Below are 12,423 nucleotides of genomic sequence, written 5' to 3' on the forward strand. Positions count from 1 at the left end.
GACTACTCCCAGCCGAGGACACTCCTTATGGACGCACGCCAGGACATGGCAGGCCCGGGAACGCTGAACCGTCCCGGGCCCGCTCACGCCGCCGGTTGGCCGGCCGTCCGGCCCGCGCACCCCCGCAGCCTGCTCGACATCGTCACCGCCACCGCCGACGCCCACCCGCACGCACCCGCGCTGGACACCGGCACCGCCGTACTCGACTACCGCGCCCTCATGCACGAGGTCGACACCCTCGCCGGCGTCCTCGCCGGGCACGGCATCGGTGCCGGAGACCGGGTCGGCGTGCGCATCCCCTCCGGCACCGCCGACCTGTACGTCGCCATCCTGGCCGTGCTGCGCTGCGGCGCCGCCTACGTGCCCGTCGACGCCGACGACCCCGACGAGCGCGCCGACATGATCTGGCAGGACGCCCAGGTGTGCGCCGTCCTCGGCGCCGAACGCCGACTCGCCCCCGGCTCCGCGGCCGGGCCCGGCGGCAACCCCGCCTGGCCCACCCCCGACGACGACGCGTGGATCATCTTCACCTCCGGCACCACCGGCCGCCCCAAGGGCGTCGCCGTCACCCACCGCTCCGCGGCCGCCTTCGTCGACGCCGAGGCCCGCCTCTTCCTCCAGCAGCAGCCGCTCGGCCCCGGCGACCGCGTCCTGGCCGGCCTGTCGGTGGCCTTCGACGCCTCCTGCGAGGAGATGTGGCTGGCCTGGCGCCACGGCGCCTGCCTGGTGCCCGCCCCCCGCTCCCTCGTCAAGGCCGGCACCGACCTCGGCCCCTGGCTCGTCGAGCGCCGCATCACCGCCATCTCCACCGTCCCCACCCTGCTCGCCCTGTGGCCGCAGGAGTGCCTGGACGCCGTGCGCCTGATCATCGTCGGCGGCGAGGCCTGCCCCGCCGAACTCGTCGAGCGCCTCGCCACCCCCGGCCGCGAGTTCTGGAACACCTACGGCCCCACCGAGACCACCGTCGTCGCCACCGCCGCCCGCATGCTCCCCGGCCAGCCCGTACGCATCGGCACCCCCCTGGACGGCTGGGAGATCGCCGTCGTCGACGCCGCCGGCCACCCCGTCCCCTGGTACGAGACCGGCGAACTCCTCATCACCGGCATCGGCACCGCCCGCTACCTCGACCCCGCCAAGGACGCCGAGAAGTTCAGCGCCCACCCCGCCCTCGCCTCCCCCCGCGTCTACCGCAGCGGCGACCTCGTGCGCAACGACCCCGAAGGCCTCGTCTTCGTCGGCCGCGCCGACGACCAGATCAAACTCGGCGGCCGGCGCATCGAACTCGGCGAGATCGACGCCGCCCTCCAGGCCCTGCCCGGCATCCGCGCCGCGGCCGCCGCCGTCCGCAAGAGCCCCGCCGGCGCCGACCTCCTGGTCGGCTACCTCGTCGCCCAGCCCGGCACCACCCCCGACCTCACCGCCGCCCGCCAGCACCTGCTCGGACGCCTGCCCGCCCCGCTCGTGCCCGTCCTCGCCCTCGTCGACTCCCTGCCCACCCGCACCTCCGGCAAGGTCGACCGCAACGCCCTGCCCTGGCCGCTCGCCACCACCGGCACCGCCACCCCCGGCACCGCCGCCCCCCTGGACGGCACCGCCGGCTGGCTCGCCGGCCGCTGGGAGAGCATGCTCGGCATGGCCCCCGGCCACGGCGACGACTTCTTCGCCCTCGGCGGCTCCAGCCTCACCGCCGCCCGCCTCGTCTCCGAACTGCGCACCCGCCACCCCGGCGTCTCCGTCGCCGACCTCTACGCCCACCCCGTCCTCGGCGACCTCGCCGACTACCTCGACAACCTCGCCGGCCCCCCTCATCCCGGCGGCGCCGCGCACACCCCCGCCCCCGCCCCCACCCGCACCGTGCGCCGCACCCCCGCCAGCGCCGGCCTGTGGCAGACCCTCATCCTGCTCGGCGTCTTCGGCATCTCCGGACTGCGCTGGATCCTCGCCCTCACCGCCTTCGACAACCTCATCGGCAACCACCTCAGCTGGGCCCCGCACACCTCCTGGTGGCCCGTCGCCGCCGGCCTCCTCCTCTTCTACAGCGCCCCCGGCCGCACCCTCCTCGCCGCCGGCGCCGCCCGCCTGCTCACCGCCGGCCTGCGCCCCGGCACCCACCCCCGCGGCGGCCAGGCCCACCTGCGACTGTGGGCCGCCGAACGCGCCGTCACCCTCTTCGGCGTCGGCGCCCTCGCCGGCACCCCCTGGGCCCTGCGCTACGCCCGCGCGCTCGGCTGCCGCATCGGCACCGGCGTCCTCCTGCACACCCTGCCCCCCGTCACCGGCCTGGCCCGCATCGGCGCCGGCGCCACCGTCGAACCCGAAGCCGACATCGCCGGCTGGTGGCTCGACGGCGACACCCTCCACCTGGGCCACATCGACATCGGCGACGGCGCCCGCATCGGCGGCCGCTCCACCCTCATGCCCGGCGCCCGCATCGGCGCCGGCGCCGACATCGCCCCCGGCTCCTGCGTCACCGGCGCCGTACCCGCCGGCGAACACTGGCACGGCTCCCCGGCCCGGCCCTCCACCGAGGCCCGCACCACCTGGCCCGCGGCCACCGCCACCCCCCGCTCCCGCTTCTGGAACCTCGCCTACGGCGTCGGCCTGACCGTCTTCGGCCTCCTGCCGATCATCGCCGCCCTCCCCGCGCTCGCCATCGTCTTCACGATGGTCGACACCGACCGCACCCTCACCGCGGCCCTCCTCCAACTCCTGCCCGCCACCATCCCGCTGGCCGCCCTCACCCTGGTGTGCCACGCCACGCTGATAGCGACCACGGTCCGCCTCCTGTCCATCCCGCTGCGTCCCGGCTTCCACCCCGCCCACGGCCGCGTCGCCTACTGCGCCTGGGCCGTCACCCGGCTCAGCGACACCGCCCGGCGCACCCTCTTCCCCTTCTACGCCAGCCTCTTCACCCCGGTGTGGCTGCGCCTGCTCGGCGCCAAGGTCGGCCGCCGCGTCGAAGCCTCCACCGTCCTGGCCCTGCCCGGCCTGATGCGCGTCGACGACGGCGCCTTCCTCGCCGACGACACCCTCGTCGCCCCCTACGAGCTGCGCGCCGGCTGGCTGCACATCGGCCCCGCGCACGTCGGGCGCCGCTCCTTCGTCGGCAACTCCGGCATCGTCGGCCCCGGCCGCCGACTGCCCGACAACTCCCTCGTCGGCGTCCTGTCCGACACCCCCGTCAACGCCCCCGAAGGCTCCTCCTGGCTCGGCCGCCCCGCCTTCGCCCTGCCGCGCGTCGCGGCCGCCGGCGGCGACGCCCGCACCTACAACCCGCCCCGGCGCCTGATGTGGGCCCGCGCCGGCGTCGAACTGTGCCGCCTGCTGCCCATCGTCCTCGCCGCCCTCCTCGGCGACCTCGTCCTCGCCACCCTCCAGGAACTGCGCGACGACTACGGCCTCCCGCGCGCCCTGGCCGCCGCCGGCCTCGTCCTCATCGGCGCCGCCGTCATCGCCTGCCTGGTCACCACCGCCGCCAAGTGGTTGCTCGTCGGGCGCTTCCGCGTCGCCGAGCACCCCCTGTGGTCCACCTTCGTGTGGCGCAACGAGCTCTACGACAGCTTCGTCGAGGAACTCGCCATGCCCTTCGGCGGCTCCAGCATCACCGGCACGCCCTACCTCAACGCCTGGCTGCGCAGCCTCGGCGCCCACATCGGGCGCGGCGTGTGGTGCGAGACGCACTGGCTGCCCGAGAGCGACCTCGTCACCGTCGAGGCCGGCGCCAGCGTCAACCGCGGCACCGTCCTGCAGACCCACCTCTTCCACGACCGGGTCATGCGCCTGGGCCCCGTCCACCTCGGCCCCGGCTCCACCACCGGCCCGCACTCCATCGTGCTGCTCAACTCCTCCCTCGGCGCCGGCACCACCGTCGGCCCCGCCTCCCTGGTCATGCGCGGCGAGAACGTCCCCGGCACCACCCGCTGGCTCGGCAACCCCGTCGCCGCCTGGAACGCCGACCCCGCCCTCGTCCCCGTCGCCGGGCGGCGGGCCAAGCGCAAGGTCGGAGTGTGATGCAGATCACTGCTGCTGGGCGATGAGTTGACGATGCGGTCGCGGTCCTACCTGGGTAGACCGCGACCGCATCCGTTCCCGAAAGGGCGTACCGACCATGACCGCCACCCCCGCCAAGGGCCCCGCCGGCTACTTCCCGTCCATCGAGAAGAAGTACGGCCGACCCGTCGCCGAGTGGAAGGACCTCATCCGGGCCTCCCCGCTCGGCAAGCACATGGAGCTCGTCGCCTGGCTCAAGACCGAGCACGGCCTCGGCCACGGCCACGCCAACGCCCTCGTCGCCCACACCCTCGCCGAAGCCGCGGCCTGAGCCTGCCGCCCGGCTCCGGCTCTGCTGGTGATGCCCGTCGCCCGGCTCTGCTGGTGACGCCCGGCCTGCGCCCCGTGGCGGATGGCGGATGGTGGGCCGGCGGACGACGACGACGGGGCCGGGGCCGCCTGCGGCACGATCGGGAAGCAGGCGGCCCCGGACCCGGGTCGTTCCGTACGGGCGGGGCATCGACCGCGATGCCCGTACGGCTGCGGTCGGGACCCATTCGACGACTTCAACAGCACTTGAAGTCAAGCCCCCGGCGGCCCGGGGCGCCGGAGGGCGGGGTAGCCTCGCTCCCGGCGGGGGCCGGCGGACGAGGTTTCAGGGGCGGTCGAATGGAACAGCAACAGCGCGGCTACTGGCGGGTCGCGGACGGTTCGGCGGTCAGCTCCACCCAGGCCCAGGTCGCCTGGACCAGGGCCGCCTACCCGGCCCTGGTGGACGTGGCCCGCCGCTACCACGCGGTGATCACCTACTCCGAACTGGCCGAGACCGTGCAGGAGGCGGCCGGGGTGCGCACCCGGGTGCACCAGCGCACCTGGATCGGCAAGGTCCTGGCCCTGGTGGTGCGCGAGGCGCACCGCCGCGGGGACCCGCCGCTGACCGCACTGGTGGTCCACTCCACCGACGGCATGGTCGGCGTCGGCTACCAGGAAGTGCTGGCCGTGGCCGGACAGCCGCCGCTGGCAGCGGACATGGACCGCGAACACCACGCCGCCGCCGCCCGCCTCGCCTGCTACCGGCACTTCGGCGCCCAGCTCCCCGCCGACGGCGGCACCCCCGCCCTGGCCCCGCGCCTGCAAGCGGCCGTCAACCGCAAGGCGGCCGCCGCCACCCCGCCCCGCCCCCCGGCGATCTGCCCCTCCTGCTTCCTCCAACTGCCCGCCACCCGCATCTGCGACTCCTGCGGCGCCAGCGCGTAGGGGCCTTCCTGCGGATCACGCCGGGCCCGGACGGAGCAGCAGGCCGAATGGGATGATCTTGCCGGCAGTTCCGTACGAGGAGGCACGGTGGACGATCACTCGAAGCACGACCACTCCCGGTGGGAGGGCGTCGTGATCGCGGCCCGCGAACGTGCCCGCTCGCGGCAGGCCCTCATGGTCGAGCGCTTCGGACTGTCAGGTGACGTGCAGTACCACTGGTCGATGGACGACGCGCGGATCACCTGGTCGCGCAGGAGGAAGTGGTCGCGCAGGAGCGAGGTGTTCCTCACCGGCCGGCTCACGATGATCGGCAGCGTCAGCCTCGCCCGGCAGACCTGGCTGTGGTCCTGGGCGAACGAGTCGCTGCCGCCCGCCGTCCTGGGCGACATCGAACGGGTGCGGCGCTTCGGCGAGGACAACGACTTCCCCGTCCTGCCGTGGCCGGGCTTCGACTCCCACCCCGAACTCGTCGCCGAGGCGCGGACGGTCGCGGCCTCGGTGCTCGACGCCGACGGGCTGTGGATGGAGTCGGCGGACGACACCGAGCTCCACTTCCTGCTCCACGACCTGGTGCCCGCCGCGGCGGCCGACTAGACGGACGGGCGGGAAGCCGGGCGGTCGGGCGGGCGCTCGGCTGGGTGGTCGGGTAGGCGGACGGCTCGTCGGACGGCCGGGCGGGCGGCGGGGCCCGCGGACCCGCGGCGGGGCGTCAGGCCCGGACACCGGCGGGCAGGCGGCCCGGCATCTGCCAGCCCTCGGCGAGCCGGGAGGGGGCGAGCCGGCGCCCGTCGCCGAAGAACTCGCAGAACTTCATGATCAGCGGATCCCAGCCGAGCGGGTCCACGTAGTGGTCCGTACCGGGCACGATCAGGCGCTCCTCGACGTGCGCGCGCACCACGGTGACCTCGAAGGCGGTGCAGTGCGGGTTGCCCGCCAGCGGCGCGGCCGCCTCCAACCTGCACTCCAGCTGGACCGGGCACTCGGCGACGCGCGGCGCGCGCACCAGCTCCGACGGCTGCTCGGTGAGCCCGGCGACGGCGAACTTGCCCCGCTCGAAGCGGTAGCCCTGCTGCCGCCGGTGCTCGGTCACATCCGGGTTGGCGGTCAGCAGCGCGAGGGCGTCGACGGCGTCCACCTGCCCGGAGGAGGGCAGGTTGAGCACGCACTCGCCCTCGCGCCGCAGGTTGACGGCCGTCTGGGCGGTGTTGCCCAGGCCCAGCACGCAGGACTGCCCCAGCCACCACGCCGAGGACATCGGCGCCAGGTTGGCGCCGCCGTCCTCGTTGCGCGAGCTGATCAGCACCACCGGGGTGCCTAAGTAGAGGACCTTGAGGTCGGTGGCCTTGTGCACGGGAGCCGTCCTTGGGTGGGGAACCGTTGCCGGCCTCCGACTCTGCCCCCGCCCGGGAGGGGGCGCTGGCGGCGATCGGACACCGCGTTCCCGGCCCCGGCGGGGGCGCGCGGCCCTACGCCGGACGGCCCTACGTTGGACGGCCCCGCACGCATCGGCTCGGCCCGACACGCCGGCAAGGCCCGACACGCCGGCAAGGCCCGGCACGCCGGCAAGGCCCGGCACGCCGGCACGGCCGTACGGGCGGGTTCAGCGCCCGTACGGGCCGGCGGTCAGAACGCGGCGCTGACCGGACCGCGGGCGGCCACCGTACGGGCCTGGCCGTCGCGCAGCCGGTAGGACAGACCCACGACGGCCGCCGAGCCCTCGGCCACCTTGGCGGCCAGCAGCTGGGAACGCTCCAGCAGCAGGTCCACGGTCTGGCGGATGTGCTCGTCGACGATCCCGTCCGGGTCCTCGATGCCCGCGGCCCGGGCCGACACCACGCTCGGGGTGACCCGCTCCACCACGTCCCGCACGAACCCGCCCGGCAGCCGCCCTTGGTCCAGCGCATCCATCGCCGCGCCCACCGCGCCGCACGAGTCGTGCCCCAGCACCACCACCAGCGGGCACTCCAGCACGCTCACCCCGTACTCGATGCTGCCCAGCGCCTCCGCCCCGGTGACGTGCCCGGCCGTCCGCACCACGAACAGGTCGCCCAGCCCCCGGTCGAAGATGATCTCGGCCGCCAGCCGGGAGTCCGAACAGCCGAACAGCACCGCGAAGGGCCGCTGAGCCGGCGCGAGGGCGGCCCTGCGCCCGGCGTCCTGGTTGGGGTGCTCCGGGCTGCCCGCGACGAAACGGGCATTGCCCTCCATCAGCACCCGCATCGCCTGGTCGGGGCCGGATATCGGTGAGGAGATCATGCCTGCACCCTAGATCGCCGCAGGTGGGGCCCGCAGCAGGGGGGCCGGGGCAGGGGACCGCCACCGCGTCGCTCCTCACCCGGCCGGCCCGGTCCACAGCCCAGTCGGCCCAGTCCACGGCCCGCCCGCCCTGCTGCGGCCGGCCTCGCCCGGCCGCTTCGCCGCCCGTGTGGCGGGAGGCCGGGGGATGTCGTCAACTCGCCGCCTGAGTGGCGGTGTTGGGCGTGACGGTGCCGGTCAGCGGCCCGGCCTGCCCTTGGAGACGAACACCTGGACCGTCGAGTGCTCGGGCGCGGTGTGGCCGGCCTGCGGCGCGGAGTTGATGACCGACCCGGCGGGCACGTTCCAGTCGGTGAACTCGTGGACCTCGTAGCGCAGTCCCGCCGCCTCCAGCGCCCTGACGGCCGCGTCCTTGGCCAGGTTGACGACCGGCGGCACACTCACCTGCACCCCGTCGGTCGGCTGCATCACCGGGGAGGGGGTGCCGAAGGCCATCGACGGCCCGGGCGCGGGAGCGGACCCGGCGGGGGATGGCGCGCCGGAGGACATCGGCGCCGAGGCGTTCGCGGGGCCCGCGGGCAGGCCGCCGGAGGGCGACGGGCCCGAACCCGGCGCGAGCAGTGCCGCACCCGTGCCGATGGCGACCACCGCGGCCGCCGCCACCGCGCCGCTGAGCACGGTGCGACGGCGCACCGTGCGCCGGATGGCGAGGGCATCGATGGCGGGGGCCGGGGTGTTGTCGGCGAATGCGGTCATGGCGGCGAGGAGTTCCTTGTCGAAGTCGTGGTCGAAGCCGGGGCCGGGGTCGAAGCCGGGGTCGGGGGAGGGGTGGTCGGGATCGTGGGACGGGAAGCGGGTCATCACGCACCTCCGCGCGAGGTCGGCGGCGCGGACGGGACGTCCTGCCGGGGCAGTGCGGCCCGCAGTTTCGCGAGGCCGCGGGCGAGTTGGGAGCGCACGGCGCCGGGGGAGATGTCCAGCGTCTGCGCGATCTCCTGGTCCCCCAGGTCGTGGAGGTAGTACAGGACGACCACGGTGCGCATCCCCATCGGCAGCGTGTGCAGCGCCGTGACGAGCTCCGCGCGCAACTCCACCGACCGGTAGGCGTCGCGCGGGTCCGCGTGCTCGGCGCCGGGCGCCGCGCCGGGCCGCTCACCGGAGCGGCTCAGCCGCCGCCACCGGTCGTTGACCAGGTTCACCAGGATCCGGCGCACGTACGCCTCGGGCGCCTCCGCGGCCGCCACCCGCCGCCAGTTGCGGCAGGACCGTTCCAGCGCCTCCTGGACGAGGTCCTCCGCGGTGTGCGCGTCCCCGGTGAGCACGTACGCCGTCCGGAACAGCGCGCCCGAACGCTGCTGTACGAACTCGACGAAGTCGATCCCGGGACTGGCCCTGCGCAGCCTCACCCGCCGCCCTCGCTCTCTTCACTCTTCTCACTCTTCCGCCGTCACCTTCGCCCCCATGACGGCCCCCGGCACCGCCCTGCTGCACCGCCACCGCGAAAGTGACGCGGCTCACAACGCTTCGAAGCCGGACGGGCCGGACCACCGCGGCAGCCCGGGGAGCGCACGCGCGGGCACACGCACGGGCACAACGATGCGCAAACGATGCGAGTAGCCCAGGCGATGGCCGCTCCGAGACGGTCGCCATGTGCACGCACTGATCGACCGGCCGGCACCCCGGCCCCCGGCGCCCCGGCCCCCGGCAGGCGAGACGCCCCGCACCGAACCCCCCGGCATCGAACCCCCGGGCGACGGCGGGCAGGCCGGGCTGCGCGCCCTGGCGGCACGCGTGGCCGGCGGCGACGAACGGGCCTTCGAGGAGCTGTACGCCGCCACCGCCGGAACCGTCCTGGGCCTGGTGCTGCGGGTGCTGCGCGACCACGCCCAGGCCGAGGAGGTCACCCAGGAGGTGTTCCTCCAGGTGTGGCGGGAGGCGGCGCGCTACCGTCCCGAGCGCGGCGAGGTCCTGCCCTGGATGCTCACCCTCGCCCACCGGCGCGCCGTCGACCGGGTCCGCTCCGCCCAGGCCGCCGCCGACCGCGACCGCACCGCCGCCCTGCGCGCCTACACCCCGGTCTTCGACGAGGTCGCCGACCAGGTCGAACACGACCTGGACCGCGGCCGGGAACGCGAACGGCTCCGCCGCGCCCTGGCCACCCTCACCGACGTCCAGCGCGAATGCCTGCTGCTGGTCTACTACGGCGGCCGCACCCAAGCCCAGGCCGCCGAAGCCCTCGGCGCCCCCCTCGGCACCGTCAAGACCCGCATCCGCGACGCCCTGCTACGCCTGCGCACCCAACTCGCCGACCCCCCACCCCACCCGGCACAGCCCCGCACCTGCACCTGCCTGCCGAATCTGTAGACCGACCTGCATATTCCTCTCGGGCCCGCGGTCGTGGTGCGCGTAGGAAGTCGACGGGTCCGACTTCCTGTGCGCGTCGGCGGCAAGGTTCTGTGCCCGGGCTCGCACCTGCCGGGGGCCTCGGCGCGCCGGGGAGTGAATCTGTAGACCGACCTACATATTCCCTCCAGGTCCGCAACCGGGGTGTGCGTAGGAAGTCGGCGGGTCCGACTTCCTGCGCGCACCGACCGCTTCCGCGGGACGAGTCCTGCTGTGCCGCCCCGCATTCGCGACGCCCGCCGCCCCGGCCCGCCCCGCATAGGCTCACGTATGTGCCCGTCCCCGTCCCGGTCCCCGTTCCCGTGACTGCCTCCGCCGGCCGGCCTCCGGCCCAGGCCAGCCTGACCACCGGTGCCCTCGCCCGCATGCTCGGCGTCTCCCCGACCACCGTCCGCTCCTGGGAACGCCGCTACGGCATCGGTCCCGCCCGGCGCGATCCCGGGCGACACCGCCAGTGGAGCCCGCGGGACGTCGCCGTCCTGGCGGAGATGTGCCGTCTGACCGCCCGCGGCGTCACCCCGGCCGAGGCGGCCCGCCTCGCCCTCGCCGCCGAGGCCCCAGAACCCCCGAGGCTCACGAACCGCCGCCGCCTGCCGGCGCACCGGCAGGCGGCGGCGGGAACACCCTGCCCGTCGGCACCGTCCGCCCCGAATGCCGGGGGCTGGCCCGCGCGGCCGTTCGCCTCGACGCCCCCGAGCTCGCCCGGATCCTGCGACACAGCGTCGACACCCTCGGCCCGGTCGCCGCCTGGACCGAGGTCATGATGCCCGCGCTGCGCGCCGCCGGCCGCAAGTGGGCCGCCGAGGGCGAGCGCTACGTCGAGGTCGAGCACCTGCTGTCCTGGCACGTCGCGGCCGCTCTGCGCCGCGCCGCCGACCGGGTCGAGCCGCCGCAGGGGCCGGCCGTCCTGCTCGCGGGCATGCCCGCCGAACTGCATGCCCTGCCGCTGGAGGCGCTGGCCGCGGGGCTGGCCGAACGGGGCCTGCCGTTTCGGATGTTCGGCCCGGCCCTGCCGACCGAAGCGCTGCTGGAAGCGGTCCGCCGCACCGGCCCGCCCGCCGTCCTGCTCTGGTCCCAGGTCGCCCGCACCGCCGACCGGGCCCTGGCCCGCCGTGTCGCCGAGACCGCGTGGGGCCCCCACGGTGCCCGCACCCGTCCCGTCGTCCTGACCGCCGGCCCCGGCTGGACCGGCTCCCGCCGCCCCCCGGGTGCCCTGCGCCCCCGTGACCTGCCCACCGCCCTCGACCAGCTGGAGCACCTGCTGCGCTGACCCCCGCCTGCCGGTGTGGTCATGTGGCGCGGTTCCACAGGCCGGCTCGCGCCGCTGGCTTCGGGCATGAATATACCGACCGGTCTACAGATTTGATCGCGCCCACAGTGCCCACAGTGCGCACAGGAAGTCGGCCTGCCCGACTTCCTGTGCGGGGCGCCGCAAAGGGGCAAAAATATATCGGTCGGTCTACATATTCGGCTGCGCGGACGGTGGGTGGGCGGGCGGGGGCCGGGCGGTGGGAGCGGTTCGGCGCGCGCGAGAAGTCGGACCTGTCGACTTCTCACGCGGCCGGAATCGTGGAGCACGAGAAATATGCCGGTCGGTCTACATATTTCCCTGGCGGGGGCCGCAACGCCGCAGTGCACAGGAAGTCGGCGGGTCCGACTTCCTGTGCACGGGCGGGCCTGCGGGGTCTGCGGGGCCTGCGGGGCGTGGGGAGGTGGGGGTGCGGCCCCCGGTTACCGGGGGGTTGTTCGCCGGGGGCCGCGGTTCATGGGCTGATGCCGGGTCAGGAGGCGGGCATCAGGACGGTGTCGACGATGTAGACGGTGGCGTTGGCGGTCTGGACGTCGCCGCACAGCACCTTGGCGGCGGAGTTGACGGTGAAGTCCGGGGCGGCGCCGGTCACGGTGAGGTCGTCGGAGGCCAGGGTCTTGTGCCCGCCGGCGAGTGTCGCCGGAGCCAGGCGCTGGGGGACGACGTGGTAGGTGAGGATCTTGGTGAGCTTGTCCTTGTCGGCGAGGACGGCGTCGAGGTCCTTCTTCGGGAGCTTGGCGAAGGCGTCGTTGGTGGGGGCGAAGACGGTGATGTTCTTCGCGGAGTTGAGGGTGTCCACCAGGCCGGCCTGCTTGACGGCGGTGACGAGGGTGGACAGCAGCGGGTTGTTGGAGGCGGCGGTGGCGACCGGGTCCTTGGCCATGCCGGTGAAGCTGCCCGCCCCGTCCTTGGGGACGGCCGCGCACGCGGTGCCGAACGGCTGCCCGGCCGTCACCTGCTCGGCGGCCTGGGCACCGGAAGCCGGGGCACCGGAAGCCTGGGCACCGGACGGCTGGGGCGCGGCGGCCGCGGTGGTGCTCTTGGCCGTGTCCGAGGACTTCGCCTCGCCGCCGCCGCCACCGCTGCTGCTGCACGCGCTCAGGGCGGCGGCCAGCAGGCCGGCGGCGAGGACGGCGGCGAAGGGCTTGCGGACCAGGACGGTCGTGTTCATGGACGGATTCTCCTGTCAGGGGGCATCGGGCGGATCC

Annotated in this window: 10 protein-coding genes and 1 pseudogene; 6 read left to right on the forward strand and 5 right to left on the reverse strand. The window is 75.0% G+C overall.

Going from position 1 to position 12,423, the window contains the following annotated elements:
- The first annotated feature begins 27 nt into the window (after positions 1-27).
- The 4 genes from OG556_RS33245 to OG556_RS33260 all read left to right on the forward strand — a co-directional run bounded on the left by OG556_RS33245 (position 28) and on the right by OG556_RS33260 (position 5,841).
- Positions 28-4,011, forward strand: coding sequence for a Pls/PosA family non-ribosomal peptide synthetase (locus OG556_RS33245; protein ID WP_371522499.1), 3,984 nt, complete (start codon positions 28-30; stop codon positions 4,009-4,011).
- A 97-nt stretch (positions 4,012-4,108) separates the two neighbouring features.
- Positions 4,109-4,321, forward strand: a complete 213-nt coding sequence (locus tag OG556_RS33250; RefSeq protein WP_371515273.1) for a DUF4287 domain-containing protein — start codon at positions 4,109-4,111, stop codon at positions 4,319-4,321.
- Between the two features lie 338 nt (positions 4,322-4,659).
- Positions 4,660-5,247 carry a hypothetical protein gene (locus tag OG556_RS33255; protein ID WP_063352909.1) on the forward strand — a complete coding sequence of 196 codons (588 nt, stop codon included), beginning with the start codon at positions 4,660-4,662 and terminating at the stop codon, positions 5,245-5,247.
- A gap of 87 nt (positions 5,248-5,334) precedes the next feature.
- Positions 5,335-5,841, forward strand: coding sequence for a DUF6882 domain-containing protein (locus OG556_RS33260; RefSeq protein ID WP_371515272.1), 507 nt, complete (start codon positions 5,335-5,337; stop codon positions 5,839-5,841).
- A gap of 115 nt (positions 5,842-5,956) precedes the next feature.
- On the opposite strand, the gene OG556_RS33265 is transcribed toward OG556_RS33260, so the two are convergent.
- From OG556_RS33265 to OG556_RS33280, 4 genes are all read right to left on the reverse strand, one after another.
- Positions 5,957-6,598 (reverse strand): flavin reductase family protein, encoded by a 642-nt coding sequence (locus OG556_RS33265; RefSeq protein WP_371515271.1) that lies wholly within the window; start codon positions 6,596-6,598, stop codon positions 5,957-5,959.
- A 272-nt stretch (positions 6,599-6,870) separates the two neighbouring features.
- Entirely contained in the window at positions 6,871-7,503 is a 633-nt protein-coding gene (locus tag OG556_RS33270; RefSeq protein ID WP_371515270.1) for a carbonic anhydrase, read from the reverse strand.
- A 237-nt stretch (positions 7,504-7,740) separates the two neighbouring features.
- On the reverse strand, positions 7,741-8,364 hold the full coding sequence (locus OG556_RS33275; protein ID WP_371515269.1) for a PASTA domain-containing protein: 624 nt from the start codon (positions 8,362-8,364) through the stop codon (positions 7,741-7,743).
- A complete protein-coding gene (locus OG556_RS33280; RefSeq protein WP_363378197.1) occupies positions 8,364-8,903 on the reverse strand; it encodes a SigE family RNA polymerase sigma factor in 540 nt (179 codons plus the stop codon). Before OG556_RS33280 ends, OG556_RS33275 begins: the two co-directional genes overlap by 1 nt.
- A gap of 337 nt (positions 8,904-9,240) precedes the next feature.
- Here OG556_RS33280 and sigK point away from each other — a divergent pair, with 337 nt between their 5' ends.
- Positions 9,241-9,867, forward strand: coding sequence for an ECF RNA polymerase sigma factor SigK (gene sigK / locus OG556_RS33285; protein ID WP_371522508.1), 627 nt, complete (start codon positions 9,241-9,243; stop codon positions 9,865-9,867).
- 404 nt (positions 9,868-10,271) lie between these two features.
- A pseudogene (locus OG556_RS33290) lies at positions 10,272-11,176 on the forward strand (MerR family transcriptional regulator).
- Between the two features lie 511 nt (positions 11,177-11,687).
- Here OG556_RS33290 and OG556_RS33295 read toward each other — a convergent pair.
- On the reverse strand, positions 11,688-12,386 hold the full coding sequence (locus OG556_RS33295; protein WP_371515267.1) for a fasciclin domain-containing protein: 699 nt from the start codon (positions 12,384-12,386) through the stop codon (positions 11,688-11,690).
- Positions 12,387-12,423 lie beyond the last annotated feature (37 nt).

The organism is Kitasatospora sp. NBC_01300 (assembly GCF_041435235.1).
Lineage (GTDB): Bacteria > Actinomycetota > Actinomycetes > Streptomycetales > Streptomycetaceae > Kitasatospora.

Excerpts from the sequence above, each read along its gene's own strand:
- OG556_RS33245 (WP_371522499.1), top strand. The coding sequence starts at position 28 with ATGGACGCACGCCAGGACATGGCAGGCCCGGGAACGCTGAACCGTCCC.
- OG556_RS33250 (WP_371515273.1), top strand. The coding sequence starts at position 4,109 with ATGACCGCCACCCCCGCCAAGGGCCCCGCCGGCTACTTCCCGTCCATC.
- OG556_RS33270 (WP_371515270.1), bottom strand. The coding sequence starts at position 7,503 with ATGATCTCCTCACCGATATCCGGCCCCGACCAGGCGATGCGGGTGCTG.
- OG556_RS33295 (WP_371515267.1), bottom strand. The coding sequence starts at position 12,386 with ATGAACACGACCGTCCTGGTCCGCAAGCCCTTCGCCGCCGTCCTCGCC.
- OG556_RS33255 (WP_063352909.1), top strand. The coding sequence starts at position 4,660 with ATGGAACAGCAACAGCGCGGCTACTGGCGGGTCGCGGACGGTTCGGCG.
- OG556_RS33275 (WP_371515269.1), bottom strand. The coding sequence starts at position 8,364 with ATGACCCGCTTCCCGTCCCACGATCCCGACCACCCCTCCCCCGACCCC.